14 protein-coding genes are annotated in these 18,102 nt (G+C 71.2%); 7 read left to right on the top strand and 7 right to left on the bottom strand.

What is annotated here, in order from left to right:
* Window positions 1-30: 30 nt before the first annotated feature.
* Window positions 31-1,449 (bottom strand): glycosyltransferase family 4 protein, encoded by a 1,419-nt coding sequence (locus OIE47_RS34390; RefSeq protein WP_442792202.1) that lies wholly within the window; start codon window positions 1,447-1,449, stop codon window positions 31-33.
* 475 nt (window positions 1,450-1,924) lie between these two features.
* On the opposite strand from OIE47_RS34390, the gene OIE47_RS34385 reads away from it, so the two are divergent.
* Both OIE47_RS34385 and OIE47_RS34380 read left to right on the top strand, forming a co-directional pair.
* Window positions 1,925-2,878 (top strand): SRPBCC family protein, encoded by a 954-nt coding sequence (locus OIE47_RS34385; RefSeq protein ID WP_326558710.1) that lies wholly within the window; start codon window positions 1,925-1,927, stop codon window positions 2,876-2,878.
* A 36-nt stretch (window positions 2,879-2,914) separates the two neighbouring features.
* Window positions 2,915-4,087 (top strand): zinc-dependent alcohol dehydrogenase, encoded by a 1,173-nt coding sequence (locus OIE47_RS34380; protein WP_326558709.1) that lies wholly within the window; start codon window positions 2,915-2,917, stop codon window positions 4,085-4,087.
* 6 nt (window positions 4,088-4,093) lie between these two features.
* Here the strand turns inward: OIE47_RS34380 and OIE47_RS34375 are convergent, their stop codons facing one another.
* On the bottom strand, window positions 4,094-5,575 hold the full coding sequence (locus OIE47_RS34375) for a glutamate--cysteine ligase (protein ID WP_326558708.1): 1,482 nt from the start codon (window positions 5,573-5,575) through the stop codon (window positions 4,094-4,096).
* 212 nt (window positions 5,576-5,787) lie between these two features.
* Between OIE47_RS34375 and OIE47_RS34370 the strand changes: the two genes are divergently transcribed.
* On the top strand, window positions 5,788-6,123 hold the full coding sequence (locus tag OIE47_RS34370) for a DUF3817 domain-containing protein (RefSeq protein WP_326558707.1): 336 nt from the start codon (window positions 5,788-5,790) through the stop codon (window positions 6,121-6,123).
* Window positions 6,124-6,158: 35 nt separating this feature from the next.
* Here the strand turns inward: OIE47_RS34370 and OIE47_RS34365 are convergent, their stop codons facing one another.
* Window positions 6,159-6,713, bottom strand: coding sequence for a hypothetical protein (locus OIE47_RS34365; RefSeq protein WP_326563319.1), 555 nt, complete (start codon window positions 6,711-6,713; stop codon window positions 6,159-6,161).
* A gap of 144 nt (window positions 6,714-6,857) precedes the next feature.
* Between OIE47_RS34365 and OIE47_RS34360 the strand changes: the two genes are divergently transcribed.
* The 4 genes from OIE47_RS34360 (at window position 6,858) to OIE47_RS34345 (ending at window position 12,868) form a co-directional block, all read left to right on the top strand.
* Entirely contained in the window at window positions 6,858-7,982 is a 1,125-nt protein-coding gene (locus tag OIE47_RS34360; protein WP_326558706.1) for a baeRF2 domain-containing protein, read from the top strand.
* Window positions 7,975-9,765 carry a thiamine pyrophosphate-requiring protein gene (locus OIE47_RS34355; protein WP_326558705.1) on the top strand — a complete coding sequence of 597 codons (1,791 nt, stop codon included), beginning with the start codon at window positions 7,975-7,977 and terminating at the stop codon, window positions 9,763-9,765. Before OIE47_RS34360 ends, OIE47_RS34355 begins: the two co-directional genes overlap by 8 nt.
* A gap of 248 nt (window positions 9,766-10,013) precedes the next feature.
* A complete protein-coding gene (locus tag OIE47_RS34350; protein ID WP_326558704.1) occupies window positions 10,014-11,420 on the top strand; it encodes a hypothetical protein in 1,407 nt (468 codons plus the stop codon).
* Between the two features lie 254 nt (window positions 11,421-11,674).
* Window positions 11,675-12,868 (top strand): SigB/SigF/SigG family RNA polymerase sigma factor, encoded by a 1,194-nt coding sequence (locus OIE47_RS34345; protein WP_326558703.1) that lies wholly within the window; start codon window positions 11,675-11,677, stop codon window positions 12,866-12,868.
* Between the two features lie 64 nt (window positions 12,869-12,932).
* On the opposite strand, the gene ctaD is transcribed toward OIE47_RS34345, so the two are convergent.
* The 4 genes from ctaD to OIE47_RS34325 all read right to left on the bottom strand — a co-directional run bounded on the left by ctaD (window position 12,933) and on the right by OIE47_RS34325 (window position 17,944).
* Window positions 12,933-14,933 (bottom strand): aa3-type cytochrome oxidase subunit I, encoded by a 2,001-nt coding sequence (gene ctaD, locus OIE47_RS34340; protein WP_326558702.1) that lies wholly within the window; start codon window positions 14,931-14,933, stop codon window positions 12,933-12,935.
* 277 nt (window positions 14,934-15,210) lie between these two features.
* Window positions 15,211-15,687: a DUF4383 domain-containing protein gene (locus OIE47_RS34335; RefSeq protein ID WP_326558701.1), complete on the bottom strand. Its 477-nt coding sequence runs from the start codon at window positions 15,685-15,687 to the stop codon at window positions 15,211-15,213.
* A 93-nt stretch (window positions 15,688-15,780) separates the two neighbouring features.
* Entirely contained in the window at window positions 15,781-16,935 is a 1,155-nt protein-coding gene (locus OIE47_RS34330; protein ID WP_326558700.1) for a glycosyltransferase, read from the bottom strand.
* A 16-nt stretch (window positions 16,936-16,951) separates the two neighbouring features.
* Entirely contained in the window at window positions 16,952-17,944 is a 993-nt protein-coding gene (locus tag OIE47_RS34325) for a glucosyl-3-phosphoglycerate synthase (protein WP_442792023.1), read from the bottom strand.
* Window positions 17,945-18,102: the final 158 nt, after the last annotated feature.

The raw sequence follows: 18,102 nt of genomic DNA, 5'->3' as shown, positions 1-18,102 counted from the left end.
GGCCGGAGTCGTACCGGGACCGTTTTGCGGTCAGCGCACGCCGACGGCGGCGAGCAGGTTCCCCGCCGGGATGTCCAGCACCGGCCGGCCGTGCGCCAACCGGTGCGCCGCCTGCTCGGTGGTGAACGCCGAGGCCTTGTCGATCGCGGTGGCGTAGGTGGCGGCGGTGCGCTGTGCGATCGACGCCCACCCGTAGTCGTCGGCCACCATCCGCCGGGCCCGGCGGGCCAGCTCCCGCGCGCGGTCACTGTCGGCCAGCAGGGCGTGTACGGCGTCCGCGAGCGCGTCCGGGTCCTTCGGCTCGAAGGTCATCCCGGTCACCCCGGTCTCGACGATCTCGGCGAGCCCACCGGTGGCGGCGACCGCGAGCGGGGCCCCGGCTGCCGCACCCTCCAGCGCGACCATGCCGAACGGCTCGTAGATGCTCGGCACCGCGAAGCAGTCCGACGCCGCCATCATCGCGGGCAGGTCCGATCCGCCGAGGAAGCCGGGCATGGTGACCGCCCCCCGTACCCCGAGCCGGTCGATGTCGGCCTCCAGCTCACCCCGGTACGGGCCGTCGCCGGCGATGACCAGGCGCAGTCCGGGGTGCTCCCGGCGCAGCCGGGGCAGTCCCGCGATGAGGTGCTGGACGCCCTTCTCGTACACCAGGCGGCCGGCGAAGGTGACCAGCGGGCCGTCTCCGGCGAAGCGCTTGCGGGCGGCGGCGACAGCGGCGGCACTCGCCTTCCACCGGTGCGTCTCCACCCCGTTGGGTACGACGTCGATCTGGGTGGTGGGGAGGTTGAAGAGGTTGTTGACCTGGTCGCGCATGTAGCCGGAGCAGGTGATGACGCGGCTGGATTCGTGGCTGAGCCACCATTCCATGGAGTGGATGGATTTGTTCATGTCGCCGGGGAGCCAGCCTTGGTGTCGGCCGGCTTCGGTGGCGTGGATGGTGGTGACGAGGGGGATGTCGAGGTGTTCTTTGAGGTTGATGGCGGTGTGGGCGACGAGCCAGTCGTGGGCGTGGATGACGTCGTAGCCGGTGCTGGTGTTGTTGGCGCGGAGGGCGGCGCGGGTGAGGGTGTGGTTGAAGGCCATGGTCCAGGCGAGGAGGGAGTCGGTGGCGAGGGGGAAGGTGACGGGGTCTTCGGGGGCGCGGATGATGCGGACGCCGTCGGCGTATTCCTCGTAGGGGGCGTTGTCGGCGTGGCGGGTGATGACGGTGACGTCGTGGCCGGCGGCGGCGAGGGCGACGGAGAGGGCGTGGACGTGTCGGCCGAGTCCGCCGACGAGGACGGGTGGGTATTCCCAGGAGAGCATCAGAATCCGCTGCCGGCCCTCGACCGGACCGCCGGAGGCGGTCGGCAGCCCGATGTGCGGCCGCGAGGTGGGGATGGGGCGGCAGGGGAGGTCCGGGGTGGTTGAACCGTTCGCGAGGTGCTCGCCGACCCGTCGGGGCGTCACATTCGTCTCCGTCCAAGCGAGAGTGGGCATGCCGGCACCGGTGCCGGCAGAAGAAGAGCGGGAAGGGGTGCGGCCGAACCGGCCGGGCGGGCCGTCCCACCGCCACACCGCGGCACGCGACCCCACGTACAAGGAAAGTGCACGCGGGCCGGATCCGCATCCCGAAAAGCCCGAAGGTGACCGACGACACCGGCACCTCGGCCGGGCGTCCGTCAACCGCCTCCACAGTGGTGACCGAGCATCCTCCGATCGGGTCGATCGTCCACCGTCGTTCGACCATGACCGGCGGGGGTGGACCACCTCCGGTCCGGATGGCCGCCGGCCCGGTCGGGTGCTTGTTCCGCGTTCACCCGGCGCGCCAAGAACCGCAGGTTAGCTTGTGGTGAGGGCGTACGGCGGCGGTCGTCGAGCACGGGCGACCCGCCGTCCGGGTCGGTCTGCTCGACGAGCGGGGCCACGGCGAGAGGTGTGACGGGTGGGTGGCGCAGACGGGGCCGGATCGGCGGAGGAACCGCCCGAGGTGGCCACCAGGGGGACGGGGCCGATGCCCCGGTTGCTCGGTGTCCTCAGCGCCGGACTCGGCGTCGCGCTGTTGGCCGTACCGGACCGGCTCGCCGAGATCGCCGGTCTGGACCACCTCCCGGACCACCAGACCGTCCTGCGAGGCGTGGGGGCACGCGAGTTGGGCAGTGCCGCCGGGTTGCTCAGCGGGCGACGGCCGGCGCTGTGGACCTGGACCCGGGTCGCCGGGGACGCGATGGACCTGAGTGTGCTCGGTCTGGCCCTGAGGACGGGCGACCGCGAGCGGCGCCGGCGGCTGAGCGTGACCACGGGCGTCATCGGCGCCGTCACCGCGCTCGACCTCTTCGCCGCTGTGTTGGCGACCCGCGCCGCTCGGGCCAACGGACGGGTGATGCGGCTGCGGGCGTCGGTGACGGTCAACCGACCCCCCGACGAGGTCTACCGGTTCTGGCGGGACCTCGCCAACCTGCCCCGCTTCATGCGCCACCTGGAGTCGGTACGGGTGGGCGGCGACGGGCGGTCCCGGTGGACGGCCAAAGCGCCGGCGGGGCGCAGCGTGTACTGGGACGCCGAGATCGTCGAGGACCGGCCGTCCGAGGTGCTCGCCTGGCGCTCGCTGCCCGGCACGCTGGTGCCGAACGCGGGCCGGGTGCGGTTCGTCACGGTTCCCGGTGGACGGGGCACCGAGGTCAGGGTGGAACTGGGCTACGCGCCGCCCGCCGGCAAGCTCGGACGGATGGTCGCCAAGCTCTTCGGTGAGGAGCCGACGCAGCAGGTCAAGGATGATCTGCGCCGGTTCAAGCAGGTGATCGAGACGGGCGAGATCGTGCGGTCGGACAGCAGCCCGGACGGTACGGATCTCCGTCGACACATGATGCGGCGCCCGGCCCAGCCACTGGCCGGATGAGGGATCGGTAGCGGTCCGGCGAACGGGGGAGCCACGATGCGAGCGAACTGCTGGATGGGCCGCAACACCGTCGAGGTACGCGAGGTGCCGGACCCACGGATCCTCAGTGATCGGGATGCCATCATCCGGATCACCTCGACCGCGATCTGCGGCTCCGACCTGCACCTGTACGACGGCTACATCCCGACCATGAAGAAGGGCGACATCCTCGGCCACGAGTTCATGGGCGAGGTGGTCGAGCTGGGTCGGGAGGTCCGCAACCTGCGCGTCGGTGACCGGGTCGTGGTGCCGTTCCCGATCGCCTGCGGTCACTGCGCCGCCTGTACGCACGGCTTCTTCTCGGTCTGCGAGAACTCGAACCCGAACGCGGCTCTGGCGGAGATGGTGATGGGCCACGCGCCGGCCGGTGTCTACGGCTACTCGCACATGCTCGGTGGTTTCGCCGGCGGGCAGGCCGAGTACGCCCGCGTTCCGTTCGCCGACGTCGGCCCGATCAAGATCGAGGGCGATTTCCGGGACGAGCAGGTGCTCTTCCTGTCCGACATCTTCCCGACCGGCTACATGGGTGCGGAGATGTGCGACATCCAACGTGGCGACGTCATCGCGGTCTGGGGCGCCGGCCCGGTGGGGCAGTTCGCCATGGCCAGCGCGCGGATGCTCGGCGCGGAGCGGGTGATCGCCATCGACCGGTACCCGCAACGGCTGCGGATCGCTCAGGAGAACACCGGCGCGGAGATCATCAACTACGAGCAGACCGACGTGCTCGAGGCGCTGCGGGAGCTGACCGCCGGCCGTGGGCCGGACGCCTGCATCGACGCGGTGGGAACGGAGTCGCACCACCCGTCGGGTGCGATCAACGCGTACGACCGGGGCAAGCAGGCGGTACGGCTGGAGACCGACCGGCCGCACGCGCTACGTGAGGCGATCATGAGTTGTAGGAACGCCGGCATCGTCTCGGTCATCGGGGTCTACGGCGGGTTCGTCGACAAGTTTCCCATGGGTTCGCTGATGAACCGGTCGCTGACCCTGCGCAGCGGTCAGTGCCACGTCCAGCGTTACCTGCGGCCGCTGCTGGACCGGATCCGCCGGGGCGAGATCGACCCGAGCTTCGTGGTCACCCACCGGATGCCGCTGGACGAGGCTCCGCAGGCGTACGAGATGTTCAAGAACAAGCAGAAGGACTGCAACAAGGTGGTCCTGACGGCCTGAGCCGGGTCAGTCCGGGTACGGCCACTCGTGCACGGGCTGGTTGCTGTGCATCAGCGGCATGTAGCGCCGGAGCACCTCGCAGAGCGCGGCCGACCGGTCGAGTCCGCCGGCACGTTCCAGCTCGTGCAGGGTGGCCACCTGCCAGGTCGCGCCGTTACGCCCGGTCAGGCAGCGCTGCTCGATGATGCCGAGCAGCCGGTCGGACTCGGCCGGCGCCAGCCCCCACCGGTCCAGGCCGCTGCGGGCCAGGGGCAGCAGGCGGCGCAGCACCAGTTCGGTCACCGGCAGGTAGCCCAGACCGGGCCAGTAGACATGGGCGGCGATGCCCTGCCGGGCGCAGGTGTGGAAGTTCTCCTCGGCGGCACTGAACGACATCTGCGACCAGAGCGGGCGGTCGGACTCGGCCAGGCTGCGGACCAGCCCGAAGTAGAAGGCCGCGTTGGCGATGGTGTCGACCACCGTCGGCCCGGCCGGCAGCACGCGGTTCTCCACCCGCAGGTGCGGGCGCCCGTGGACCACGTCGTACACCGGGCGGTTCCACCGGTAGACGGTCCCGTTGTGCAGCCGCAGTTCGGACAGGGCGGGGATGTCGCCGCGGGCCAGGGTGGCCGCCGGTTGTTCGGCGTCGCAGATCGGCAGGAGCGCCGGGAAGTAGCGGACGTTCTCCTCGAACAGGTCGAACACCGAGGTGATCCAGCGTTCCCCGAACCACACCCGCGGCCGTACGCCCTGGGCTTTGATTTCCTCCGGCCGGGTGTCGGTGGACTGCTCGAACAGCGGAATCCGGGTCTCCCGCCAGAGTTCCCGGCCGAACAGGAACGGTGCGTTGGCCCCGAGCGCGATCTGGACGCCGGCGATCGCCTGGGCGGCGTTCCAGTACGCGGCGAACTGGGCCGGACTGACCTGTACGTGGAACTGGGTGCTGGTGCAGGCGGCCTCGGGGGTGATGGTGTCGGCGGTGGTCTCCAACCGCTCCACACCGGCGATCCGGATCGCCACGTTCTCCCCGCGCGCGGCGAAGATCTGCTCGTTGAGCAGGGTGTAGCGGGGGTTCGCCGACAGTGCGTCGACGGTGAGGTGGTCCGACCGCAGCGTCGGCAGGATGCCGATCATGACCAGTTGGGTGTCGACCGTACGGGCCTTCAGGTTCGCCGAGTTCAGGCTGGCCCGTACGTCGGATTCGAAGTCGGCCGTACCGGTGCCGGCGAGTTGGCGCGGGGCGACGTTGATCTCGACGTTGAACTGGCCCAGTTCGGTCTGGAACTGCGGGTCGGCGACCGCGGTCAGCACCTCGGCGTTGCGCATCGCGGGCATCGAGTAGTCGTCGACGAGGTTGAGTTCGATCTCCATCCCGGTGAGCGGCCGGTCGACGTCGAACCGGGACTCGCGCAGCATCTCGGCGAAGACGTCGAGGCAGTGCCGGATCTTCTCCCGGTACCGCGCGCGGTCCTCACGCGTGAACGTCCGCGGGCCAACCTCTTCACCCATCAGGTCACCATCCAGCTACTCCGAGTGGTTCCAACCTCGCACGGCCGGTGCCGCAAGGGAAGTCTCGATCGACATGGTTCCCCGACCGGACCGAGCCGACACACCCGCCACCGGGCCCCTCCCGGTCTGCGGGAAGCCCGGATACGGCGGTATCGGCCGGGGGCGACCGTGGGCTCGCGTACGATCACGGGTCGGAAGTCGAAGGAGGGTCGATGCGGCGTACGGCGCAGAAACTGTTCGTGGTGGCCGCGATCGCGGAGGCGATCTCCTGGTTGGCGCTGCTGACCGGGATGATCTTCAAGTACGGCCCCACCGAGAACGAGATCGGGGTGCAGATCTTCGGCCCGATCCACGGCGGACTCTTCGTCGCGTACGTCGGACTGGTCCTGCTGGTCAGCCGCCTGGGCCGATGGAGCTGGTCGGTGACGCTGGTGGCGCTGGTCTGCGCGATCCCGCCGCTGGCCACCCTCGGCTTCGAACGCTGGGCCCGGCGTCGTGGCCTGCTGTCCGACCCCGCCCCGGCCCGGACCCCGGTTCCGGTCGCCTGACTCGCCGTCACCATCGGGCGGCTCGGCCGGCGCGGTCAGCCGTTGACCACTGTGCAGGCGGCGATCGCACCGATCAGCAGCAGTCCGAAAATCGCCTGGAGCAGCAGCGCCGGTCCCAGGTGCGACCAGACGGTCGGTGGGCGCGGGGTGAGCAGCTGCGCGGTGGTCAGGTTCACGATCCGTTCCACCCGCGGCGCGAGCTGCGTGTCCTTCTGCGGCCGGATGGTCACCTGGATGTGGTCGGCCGGTTCGATGGCGCTCTGCGGCAGGTGACCGTGGATCTCCATCTCGCAGAGCACGCCCTCGCTGTCCCGGATCCGCAACGGCGTGACCAGGAACTCCGGGCCCTTGCGCAGCTCCTTCCAGCGACGCTGCGCCCCGGCTCCGGACCCCGACCGCAGCAGCGAGGCGAACAGCAGCAGGATCACCCGCGCCACCCCGGCCGTGGCGAGCACCGCGACGACGATCGGTTGCTGCACCCGCATCTCGCGTGAGTAGCCCTCGAGCAACCGGATGACCCGGCCGGTGACGATCGGCCCACGCCGGTACGCCACTCGCTCGGGATAGAGCTCGCTGTCCATTTTCACCACCGAGAGTCCGCTTTGGTTCACGCATTGTATCTGTAGCCCCCGGTGGGCGGAAAGTGAGTGAATCCCGCCTCCGGTGATCGCGGTCAGGTGACAACCCGGACGGCGCGGGTATGCCAGCGGCGAGTTGGAGAGGGGTCGACAACCATGGAGCTGTCCTTCCTGCGCCCGATCTACGCCCGACCGGGACCCTGGGCCTCGGTCTACCTGGATGCCTCACGTGACAGTCAGGACGCCCGGCCCGCGCTGGACCTGCGCTGGCGCGCCCTGCGGGAACGGCTGGCCCAGCAGCGGGCCGACCCGGCGACGGTCGCGGCACTCGACAGCGTGGTACGCGGACACGACCCGATGGCGGGCGACTACGGCATCGCCGCCTTCGCCACCGACGGGGAGGTGGTGCTCACCGAGTACCTGTCCGCCCCGCCGCTGAAGGACATCGCCGCGAACGGACCGCTGGCCCACACCATGCCGCTGCTCGCCCAGCGGGGTGAACAGGTGCCCTGGGTGCGCGTACTGGCCGACCGCACCGGAGCCAGTGTGGACGGGGTCAGTGCCGGCGGGGTGGCCAGACGCGCCGAGGTCGGCGGCGGCAACACCTTCCCGGTCCGTCGGGTCAAGCCCGGTGCATGGTCGCAGGGGAACTTCCAGCGGGCGGCCCTCACCGCGTGGAAACGCAACGCCGGTGACGCCGCGGCGGCCACCGCCGAACTCGCCGACGCGGTCGGTGCCGAGGTGGTCGTGGTGGCAGGCGACACCCAGGCCCGGACGATGCTCGCCGCCCAGTTGCCGGCCCGCTGGCAGGACCGGATCGTGCACACCGACGCGGGTTTCCGGGCCGCCGGCAGTGACAACTCCGCACTCGACGACGTGACCGTGCAGGCCATCGCCGAGGTGGCGACCGCGCACGCCGACGCCGCCCTGGACAAGTTCGGGATGCAGGAGCAGATCGGCAACGGGATGGACGCGGTGGTGACCGCGCTGCAACGCAGCCAGGTCGAGAACATGCTGCTGGTCCACGACGCGTCCTCCACCGACCAGCTCTGGATCGGTCCGGAGCCGACCGACATCGCCACCGGACCGGACCAGCTCACCGCCATGTCGGTGGCCGACCCGCAACCCGTACGGGCCGACGCCGCCCTGGTCCGGGCACTGGTCGCCACCGACGCCGGGCTGACCGTACTCGGGCCGGACGAGGCGCCGGAACTGCCCGACGGCGTGGGCGCGATCCTGCGGTACGCCGACGCCAGCACCCCGGGGAGGACGGATGGCTGAGCCGACCCGGGTGGTCGCGGACCTGCTCGTCGAGCGGCTGCGGGCGTGGCACGTGCCGCGGGTCTTCGGTGCCTCCGGTGACGGCGTCGAGGGGATCGTCGCGGCGCTGCAACGGGCCGGCGGCAAGCCCGCCTTCGTCCAGGCGCGGCACGAGGAGACGGCCGGTTTCATGGCCACCGGGCATGCCAAGTACAGCGGCGGGGTCGGTGTCTGCCTGGCCACCCAGGGGCCGGGGGCGATCCACCTGCTCGGCGGCCTGTACGACGCCAAGCTCGACGGCAAGCCCGTGGTGGCGATCGTCGGCCAGCAGTTGGAGGGCCCGTACGGCGCCGCGTACCGGGAGATCGAGCTGCTCCGCCTGTTCAGCGACGTGTGCGAGTTCGTCCGGGTGGCGAGCACCGCGGAGCAGGTGCCCTCGCTGATCGACCGGGCTTTCCGAACCGCCGTGGCGACCCGGAGCCCGACCTGCGTGATCGTGCCGCAGCAGTTGCAGACGGCCGCCGTACCCGATCTGCCGCCACGGTCGGACGGCGTGTTCTCGATGGCGCCGGGGCTGCCCCCGGCCCGGGTGATGCCGCACGAGGAGGACCTGAACGCGGCGGCGCAGTTGCTCGGCGCCGGTCGGCGGGTGGCGATGCTCGTGGGGCAGGGCGGCTACGGCGCGGCCGACGAGATCGTCGCCCTCGCCGACCGGGTCGGCGCCGGCATCACCACCTCGCTGCTCGGCAAGCCGGTGCTCGACGAGCGGCTGCCGTTCCACACCGGGGTGATGGGGGAGTTGGGCACCACCGCGAGCGCGCAACTGCTCGGCGGTTGCGACACCCTCCTGCTGGTCGGCACGAACGATCCGTGGACCGACTACTACCCGATGCCCGGCCAGGCAGCCGTGATCCAGATCGACATCGACGGCCGCCGGGTGGCGAACCGTTACCCGGTGGACGTGCCGTTGATCGGGGACGCGGCGGAGACGCTGCGCGCCCTGCTCGACCGGGTGCCGCAGCGGGCCAACCGGGAGTGGCGGGAGACCATCGAGGTCTCCTTCGACCGCTGGTGGAGCGATGCCACGGCCCGGGCCGACGCACCGGCCGAGCCGATGAACCCGCAGCACGTGCTGCGCGAGCTGTCGCCCCGGTTGCCCTGGGACAGCGCGGTCGCGGTCGACGTCGGCTCGGTGACCTACTGGTACGCCCGCCACGTGCAACTGCCGCCGGGTGTGCCGGCACACCTGTCCAGCACCCTCGGTGCCACGGGCTGCTCCCTGCCGTACGGCATCGCGGCGAAGTTGGCCGCGCCGGACCGGCCCGTGGTTGTCCTCGCCGGTGACGGGGCGATGCAGCTCAACGGCCTGGCCGAGCTGGTCACGGTGGCGAACCGTTGGCACGAGTGGGCCGATCCCCGGTTTGTCGTGCTGGTGCTGAACAACCGTGACCAGGCCGGGATGAGCCAGACCCAGCGCGGGGCGGGACAGGTGGCGGTGCCGGAGGCCCAGCGGCTGCCGGACGTCCCGTACGCGGGGTGGGCCCGGCTGCTCGGCATGCACGGGCTGCGCATCGACCGGCCGGAGATGATGGGGGCGGCCTGGGACGAGGCGCTCGCCGCCGACCGGCCCACCCTGATCGAGGCGGTGGTGGACGCCTCGGTGCCGCTCTCCCCGCCCGACCAGCCGTTCGCGGACCTGCGCGGGTTGCTGGCGGACCGCGCGGAGGACGGCGGCGAGGTGGCCAGCCGGGCCCGTGCCGAGCTGGTCCGGGAGCGGGCCGACGGCGGCGACGACCTGACCTGACCGGGGTCGCGGGTGCGGGTGGCGACTCCACGCCCGCGTGTTCGGGGACGACGCGCGGTACGCAAGCGGTCACCCGGTACGCAACCGGGTGACCGGGGCGTGCCGGTGCGTTCACGGGCCAGTGGCCCAGAAGGGTGCCGTCCTCGGATTAGTCACGCAGGGTTGCGTAAAGGTCGTTTGAACGCGATCCGGACGGGAAGCCCGCGTGTGGCAAGTGGACGGATGAAGGGCGGGTCCCGGTGCGGGAGATGCAGGAATGGGTGGCCGCGAGTGGGCCCGACGTCCCCGGACCGCGGCGGATAGTGGCGTTGGACAGCCCGGCGCGGGTGCTGCTCGCCGCGGCGTCCCGGGCGCTGCGCGGCGAGGACTGCGCCGATCTCGGCTACCAGCCGATGCTGGCCCGGTTTCCGGGCACCCCGGAGGCGGTACGCCGGGCCGCGGTGGCCCGCGCGGGCGGTCGGGCGGCCCTGCCGGTGCGCCAGGTGGGGCAGGTCGACGCCGAGTGGGTGGCCCGGTGGATGGTGGACCACTATCCGGCCGGCGAGTTTCCCGGTGTGGTCCTCGGTTCGCCCAGCGGTGCCGCCGTGCACCTGGCCACCGCCCTGGGCATGCCGTGGCTTCCGGCCGGTTTCGAGGTCTCGGTGCAGTGGCCCCAGGGGTCGGTGGACAACCTGGCCGGGTCCTACGCGTACGGCGCCCAGGTGGCGCAGCGGCTGGTCGCGGCGAATCCGGGCATCCGGGTCCGGCAGGTGCACGACCCGGCGGTACGGGGGGTGCTCGCCGGTTCGACCGTGTCCCTGGTGCTGCGGTGGCGGCAGTTGCCGCAGGCGTACCGGAACTTCCTCGACGAGCGGCTGGCACCGGGTGCCCCCGTGCTGCTGCTGCGTGACGTACGGACCTGGCCGGTCGCCGACCAGGGGCAGGGACACGCGTTCCAGTTGGGCAGTCCCGGTAGCGGGATGACGCCGGCCGACTTCCGCATCCTCAGCGAGCCGCTGGACCAGGTGCTGCGTACCGCGGGTGGCGATCCGCAGCGGTGGGAACCGCCACCGCCGGTCGGTCCGCAGGGGTACGCCGAGCACGGCATCGAGCCCGGCTTCGAGCAGAGCGTGCTGGACTGGGTCCGGGAGGCCGACAGCGCCCTGCACCGGGTGCTCTTCGCCGAGCCGGAGGCGCTCAGCGCGTCGACCGCGGACGTGTACCGGGGATGGCTGCGGGCCGCCGGCAAGAGTGGTGACCGGTGCGTGGTGGAGTGCGGGCGGCTGATCGACCCGTGGCAGGTGGTCCGGGCGGGGCTGGTGCCGTACTGGTGCGAGAACGCGACCAGTCGCCGGGTGGCCGGTGCGGAGTGGTGGCTGGCCGGCAGTACGGCGTTCAGTTCGGTCGACGTGCTGCCCGAGCCGCCGGGCATGCGTTCACCGGCCCTGGCCGGACTGCCGCAGTGGCTGGCGGTGGCGTCGTTCGGCCGCCGCCGCCGGGCCCTGGACCGGATCGCGGCGCGGGGCTATCCGGTCACCTCGGTACCGACCCGGCACGCCACCGAGGTGTTGCGCGGGCAGCCGTACGACCTGCCGGCGCCGCCGCGTCTCGGGGTGCAGGAGGCCCTGGCCGGTCTGCGGGCCAGCGGCACCGCGCACGGACTGTTGGTCTGTTGAGGGCATCCGCCGTTCTGTCGAGGGGGTCCGCCGGCAAAACATCCCGCGAAAGTCCGGTCCCGTGATTGAGTACCTACAGAGCGGGAACGTCGCTGACTGCAACCGGTTGACTGCGCTACGTGACGAAATGGTGAGCGGGCGCTGTTGGGCTGTTTCCGGTCAGATCTTCGCGCTCCGGTCCGGTCCACCGTGGCGAGGGCGTCACTGGCCGGTTCCGTAAATCCGGGTGGGGGACCTTCCTGAGGGAGGCGCGGATGTTCGGACAGATCAGCACGGGCACGACCACGAACGCGAGTACGACCACGAGCACGGACACACCCACGACCACGCCCACACCCGCGCCGAACGAGCGCGGGCTGGAGGACCTCGACGCGGCCGCGCTGGCGTACGCGGCACGGATCGAGGGCCTGCCGGACGAGCGTCGGCAGGAGGCCCGTGACGACCTGGTCCGGTTCGCGCTGCCGTTCGCCGGCCGGCTGGCCCGCCGCTACCGGGGGCGGGGCGAGCCGTTGGAGGACCTCGAACAGGTCGCCCGGCTCGGTCTGGTCAACGCCGTCGACCGGTACGACCCGGAACGCGGTTCGTTCACCGCCTACGCCGCGATCACCATCGTCGGCGAGATCAAGCGGCACTTCCGGGACCGCACCTGGGGGGTGCACGTCCCGCGCCGGCTGCGCGACCTGATCCTCGAGGTCGGCCAGGCGACCGCCGCGCTGACCAGCGAACTGTCCCGGGCGCCGACGGTGGCCGAACTGGCGGCGAGGCTCGAAACCCCGCAGGAGGAGATCCTCGCGGCCCTCGAATCCGCCGCCGGTTACAGCCCGGCCTCGCTCAACGCGCCGGTCGGCGGGGAGAGCTCGGCCGAGTTCGGTGACCTGGTGGGGGAGTCCGACGCCGACCTGGAGTCGGTGGACGACCGGGTGACCGTCAGCGGCCTGCTCGGCCGGCTGCCCTGGCGGGAGCGGCGCATCCTGGCCATGCGGTTCTACGGCAACCAGACCCAGGCCGAGATCGCCGCCCGGTTCGGCATCTCCCAGATGCACGTCTCCCGGTTGCTCTCCCGCGCGCTCACCTGGCTGCGCCAGGCCATGCTCGCCGACGCCCCCGCACCCTGGCAGGCCGGCGGAGTGGATCCGGACGCCCCGGAGACCCGGCTGTCGGTCCGCCAGTCCGGTGATCGTACGGTCATCGCGATCGGCGGCGAACTCGACCGCGACACCAGCGACCAGTTGCGCCGCGCGGTCGTCGATGCGGTGAGCAGTGGGCAGCCCACCGAGGTGGTGGTCGACCTGGTCGACGTGGGACTGCTCGAGCCCGGGGGGATAGCGGCGCTGATCGCGGGCCGGGACGCGGCCGCCCGCAGCGGCGTGGCGCTGAAGCTGACCCGGGCCCAGCCCGGCGTACGGCACTCGCTCGCCTCGGCCGGACTGGCACCGCTGCACGAGTGACCGCCGGGCGGTGGGATCGTCACCACCGCCCGCCGGTCCGGGCCACCACCTCGCCGGCATCGACTCAGCCCTTCCCGCCCTCTTCCGGCGGTTGGCCGGTACGCCAGTGCTCACTGCTCGGGCCGCCCCGGTCGTTGTCGAGGTGCACGTCCGGCGCGCTCGGCTCGAAACTCGGCCGGCGTACCTCCTCGGGCTCCGGGACCTCGATCGGGCGGGCACCCGAGCGCGGATCGGGCTGCCAGCGGGTCGCCTCGCGGGCACCGTACGCGCCTTCGGGGCTTGACTTGTCCGAGCCGTGGTGCTGCTCGGCGTGCAACTCGTCCCCGATGTCCTGTGGCGGTTTGGTCGAGCGCTGCGGCAGATCCCGGCCGAGATCGGCCACCAGTGGGCCGTACTTGGCGTCGAAGGCGGGGCGCTCGGAGCGGATCCGGGGCATCCGGTCGAAGTTGCGCAGCGGTGGCGGGCAACTGGTCGCCCACTCCAGCGAGTTGCCGAAGCCCCAGGGGTCGTCGACGGCCACTATCCGACCGAACCGGTACGACTTCCACAGGTTGTAGATGATGAACAGGGTCGAGGCGCCGAGGATGAACGAGCTGATCGTCGAGACCATGTTCAGCACGGTGAACCCGTCGGTGGGCAGGTAGTCGGCGTACCGGCGGGGCATGCCCTCGTTGCCCAGCCAGTGCTGGACCAGGAAGGTGCCGTGGAAGCCGATGAACATGGTCCAGAAGTGGAGCTTGCCGAGGCGTTCGTCGAGCATCCGCCCGGTCATCTTCGGGAACCAGAAGTAGATCCCGCCGAACGCCGCGAACACGATCGTGCCGAACAGTACGTAGTGGAAGTGCGCCACCACGAAATAGGTGTCCGTGACGTGCCAGTCGACCGGCGGGCTGGCCAGCAGTACGCCGGTGAGCCCGCCGAACAGGAAGGTGACCAGGAAGCCGATGGCGAACAGCATCGGCGTCTCGAAGCTGATCTGCCCCTTCCACATGGTCCCGATCCAGTTGAAGAACTTCACCCCGGTCGGTACGGCGATCAGGTAACTCAGGATGCTGAAGAAGGGCAGGAGCACCTGCCCGGTGCCGAACATGTGGTGGGCCCAGACCGTCATCGACAGCACCGTGATCGCGATGGTGGCGAAGACGATGCCCTTGTAGCCGAAGATCGGCTTGCGGGAGAAGACCGGAATGATCTCGGTGATGATGCCGAAGAACGGCAACGCGACGATGTAGACCTCGGGATGGCCGAAGAACCAGAACAGGTGTTGCCACAGCAGTGGGCCGCCGGTGGCCGGATCGTACACATGGGCGTCGATCCGGCGGTCGGCGTAGAGCGCCAGCAGCGCGGCCGCGAGCAGCGGGAAGACCAGGATCACCAGGACCGCGGTGAGCAGGATGTTCCAGGTGAAGATCGGCATCCGGAACATGGTCATGCCGGGCGCCCGGAGGGTGATGATCGTGGTGATCATGTTGACCGCGCCGAGGATGGTGCCGAGGCCGGAGACGACCAGGCCGATCACCCACATGTCGGGTCCGATGCCGGGGCTGTGCTGGGCCCGGCTCAGCGGGGTGTAGGCGGTCCAGCCGAAGTCGGCCGCCCCGTCGGGGGTGAGGAAACCGAGCATCACCAGCGAGCCGCCGAGCAGGTACAGCCAGTACGCGAACGCGTTCAGCCGGGGGAAGGAGACGTCCGGCGCCCCGATCTGCAGCGGTACGACGTAGTTGCCGAACGCGAACACCAGCGGGGTCGCGAAGAGCAGCAGCATGATCGTGCCGTGCATGGTGAAGAGCTGGTTGTACTGCTCGTTGGAGAGGAACTGGAGTCCTGGGCGACCCAACTCGGCCCGCATGAGCATCGCCATCACGCCGCCGAGGATGAAGAACACGAACGAGGTGATCAGGTAGAGGATGCCGATCTGCTTCGCGTCCGTGGTGCCCAGCAGCTTGATCAGGTGGCTGCCCCGGATCGACGACCTGATGGGTCCGGGGTACCCGCCGAAGCGCGCCGGTGCCAGCACGATCGGCCCTCGTTCGCGTTCCGGCTCGGTGGTTACCCGCTTCGGCATCGCTTCTCACCCCGTCATCACCGCAGAAAGGACGGGCGTGGCTACCCGGTCTGCGCGGGTCGAAACCCGGCAGGTCGGGAAATTTCGGTCTACCGGGACGCCGCCCCTCGGGACGGCATCTTCGAGCCGTCGGGCCCCGATCGCACCGTCGGGCCGTGAACCGGTGGAGGGCACACCGGACCGGGCCTCCGGTGCCGCCCCGCCGACCGGCTGGCGTGGCGACACCGGACCCCGGCCGTCCCCGTTCGGACCTGCCGGGTGGGGAGAATGGTCCCCGTCACCGGTCGACCGGTGCGCGGGTGGTCAACAGCCCGAGGCCGATCATGCCGAGCCCGAGGCCGAAGTGCAGCCAGTCGTCGGCCCGGTTGAGCGGCAGGAAGTTCGCTGCGGTCTCGTGCCCGATCACCAGGCCGTACAGCCACAGCAGCAGGTAGACCGCGCCGCCGCCGACCAGGAACCCCCGAGACCCGGCGACCGTACGCGCCAGCGCGATCCCGGCCAGCCCGAACGCCAGGTGCACCAGGTTGTGCAGGACCGACACCTGGAACACCCCGAACAGCTCGGCGCCGGAGGCGTGCCCCGCGAAGCCGAGCCGGTCGTACCCGGTGGTGACACCGGGGATGAAACCGAGCACACCGATCAGCAGGAACACCGCTCCCACCGTCGCCGCCGAGATCCGGACCAGCGCCGGTCCGGACGATCCGCGCGTCGCCTCGGTGGATCCGCCGGTCGGGGCGTGGAACTCTCCGGCCATTGCCGTACCTCCGTCCGCCGGCCGGCCGGATTCCCGGTACGCCACCGGACAAACGTCCCCGCCGGCCCGTGTTGCCCTTGTTCCGCAGCCGGCTCAGGCGGCCCGCAGTACGGGTCCGGCCAGTGACCGGACCCGGTGGTAGAGCTCGACGTAGCGCTCCGCCATGACCGCCGGGGTGAACCGGCGCGCCGCCTCCCGCCGGCACTCGTCCGGGTCGATCAGGCTGGCGGCGACCAGCAGGTCGGCCAACTCGTCCTCGTCGTCGGTGAGCAGTCCGGTCCGCCCGTGCGCGACCAGCTCGGGCAGGCAACCGCGCGCGGTCGCGACCACCGGTGTGCCCAGCGCCAGGGACTCGACCACCGCCGTCCCGCCCGGCTCCTCCCACCGCAGCGGAAACAGGGTCGCGCGGGCGCTCGCCACCAGGTCGTCACGGTCCCGGCCGGCGACCGTACCGACCCACCGGACCCGGACCCCGTCGACGTGCGGCGCCACCCGCTCGTCCCAGTACCGCACGTCCGGGTTCTGGCGGGCCTGCTCGTCCGCGGCGGCCAGGTCCTCCGGCCGGTGGTACGGGCCGACCGGTCCCGCCAGCACCAGCGGGAAGCCGGCCCGGTGGGCCAGCCGGGCGGCGACGTCCTGCCCCTTGCCCGGGTTGATCCGCCCGAGCACCACCACGTGCTCGCCCTTCTCCACCGCCGGCCGGCGGTCCGCGTCGACGGCCAGCGGGGTGGCCAGGTGCACGTGACCGACCGAGTGGGCGCGCAGTGCCGCCGGGGCGCGGGCCAACTGCGCTGCCGAGACGCCGTTGACCCGTACCCGGTCCCCGCCGTCGAGCTGCCCGTAGAGGTCCGGGTGCTTGCCCAGATCCCAGTGGAGGGTGTGCAGTACGGGCGGCCCGTCCGGGCCCATCGCCGCCAGTGTGGCCAGGCCGACCGCCTCCACGTGGTCGTGCACCAGGTCGATGTCGTCGCGCCCGCGTACGGCCCGGACCACCCCGCCGAGGTGCGCCTGGGCGATCCCGCACACCTGGTTGTACGGCCGCTGCAACGACGGGAACTGGCCGTCGGCGAAGACCGACAGCCGTTCGTCCGCGGCCAGGGTGCTGGAGCCGACCGAGGCCAGCACCACCCGTACGCCCAGCCGTCGCAGCTCGGGCACGAGGGTGGCGACCACGTTCTCGATCCCGCCGTAGCCCGGTGGTGGTACGGACAGCCACGGTCCGGCGTTCATCAGCACGGTCAGCCCCATCGGGACCCGGCCCGGCTCACTGCGGCACCGCTTCGCCCTGCCAACGCCGCATCGTCTCGCGGAACTGGATCAACGGCGGGCGCTCCTGCACCGACACGTCGCTGACCACGATCTCCCGCTCCAGGTTCGGCAGCGTCTCCGTGCCGCCCCGGCGGAACTGGGTGAGCAGGGTGGCAGGCGGCGTCTTCGACCTGACCTGACCCTGCCGGTGCAGCCGGGACCACGCGGTCAGCATGATCTGGGCCGACATCCGCCCCAGTGCCGCCGTGTCCTGGTGCCGGTGCAGGCGTTCGCCGAGATCCACCTGGGCCAGTGCGTCGAGCCCGACCAGTTCGAGCAGGTCGATCAGCATCGCCGTCTCGACGCCGTACCCGGAGACGAACGGGACCCGCTCCAGCACCTCGCGGCGGCCGGCGTACTCACCGGCGAGTGGCTGGACGAACCCGGCGAGTTCCGGCCAGAACAGGTTGAACAGGGGCCGGGCCATCAGTTCGGTGACCCGTCCGCCGCCGTCCGGCTCGACGGTGCCCGCCTCGATCAGCGGACGGTGGTAGAAGCCCTTGACGAAGCAGACCGACGGGTCGGTGAGCAGCGGCCCGAGCAGCCCGGTGACGAAGTGCGGACGGAACTCGCGCAGGTCGGCGTCGACGAAGGCGATCACGTCACCGGCCGCCGCGGCCAGGCCGGCCCAGAGGGCGTCACCCTTGCCGTCGAGCCGGGGCAGCCCCCGGGTCACCTCGTCCTGGCTGACCACCCGCGCCCCGGCGGCGGCGGCGACCTCGGCGGTGCGGTCGCTGGACCGGGAGTCGACCACGATCACCTCGTCGACCAGTGCCACCCGTTCGACCAGGTGCTCGCGGATCGTCGCCACGATCGCGCCGACGGTCGCCTCCTCATCGAAAGCGGGTATGACCACACTGACCGTGGTGTCGCCCTTGGCCCGGCCGAGCTGATGCGCGGTCCACTGCCGAGCCGAGCCGGTACGGTACGTGGACCAGGCTTCCACCACGGGTGAGACGGTCGTTTGCGAGTGCCGCACAGGCCCACCCCCAAGTCATGAGTCGATCGAAGCGTTAGCGGATTTCCCGGACGGGGACCCGACTAACCGGTGACGCTCTAACATATTGATCACCAAAATCTGCTATTTCCTGTCTCGTCCCGATGAAC

This window comes from Micromonospora sp. NBC_01796 (assembly GCF_035917455.1).
In the GTDB taxonomy this organism is placed as follows: domain Bacteria; phylum Actinomycetota; class Actinomycetes; order Mycobacteriales; family Micromonosporaceae; genus Micromonospora_G.
This window is presented reverse-complemented; position numbering and strand designations above follow the sequence as displayed.

What these genes read in the sequence shown, in the direction of transcription:
- OIE47_RS34380 (WP_326558709.1), top strand. Translation starts at nt 2,915, where the DNA reads ATGCGAGCGAACTGCTGGATGGGCCGCAACACCGTCGAGGTACGCGAG.
- OIE47_RS34375 (WP_326558708.1), bottom strand. Translation starts at nt 5,575, where the DNA reads ATGGGTGAAGAGGTTGGCCCGCGGACGTTCACGCGTGAGGACCGCGCG.
- OIE47_RS34370 (WP_326558707.1), top strand. Translation starts at nt 5,788, where the DNA reads ATGCGGCGTACGGCGCAGAAACTGTTCGTGGTGGCCGCGATCGCGGAG.
- OIE47_RS34360 (WP_326558706.1), top strand. Translation starts at nt 6,858, where the DNA reads ATGGAGCTGTCCTTCCTGCGCCCGATCTACGCCCGACCGGGACCCTGG.
- OIE47_RS34355 (WP_326558705.1), top strand. Translation starts at nt 7,975, where the DNA reads ATGGCTGAGCCGACCCGGGTGGTCGCGGACCTGCTCGTCGAGCGGCTG.
- OIE47_RS34350 (WP_326558704.1), top strand. Translation starts at nt 10,014, where the DNA reads ATGCAGGAATGGGTGGCCGCGAGTGGGCCCGACGTCCCCGGACCGCGG.
- OIE47_RS34345 (WP_326558703.1), top strand. Translation starts at nt 11,675, where the DNA reads ATGTTCGGACAGATCAGCACGGGCACGACCACGAACGCGAGTACGACC.
- ctaD (WP_326558702.1), bottom strand. Translation starts at nt 14,933, where the DNA reads ATGCCGAAGCGGGTAACCACCGAGCCGGAACGCGAACGAGGGCCGATC.
- OIE47_RS34335 (WP_326558701.1), bottom strand. Translation starts at nt 15,687, where the DNA reads ATGGCCGGAGAGTTCCACGCCCCGACCGGCGGATCCACCGAGGCGACG.
- OIE47_RS34330 (WP_326558700.1), bottom strand. Translation starts at nt 16,935, where the DNA reads ATGGGGCTGACCGTGCTGATGAACGCCGGACCGTGGCTGTCCGTACCA.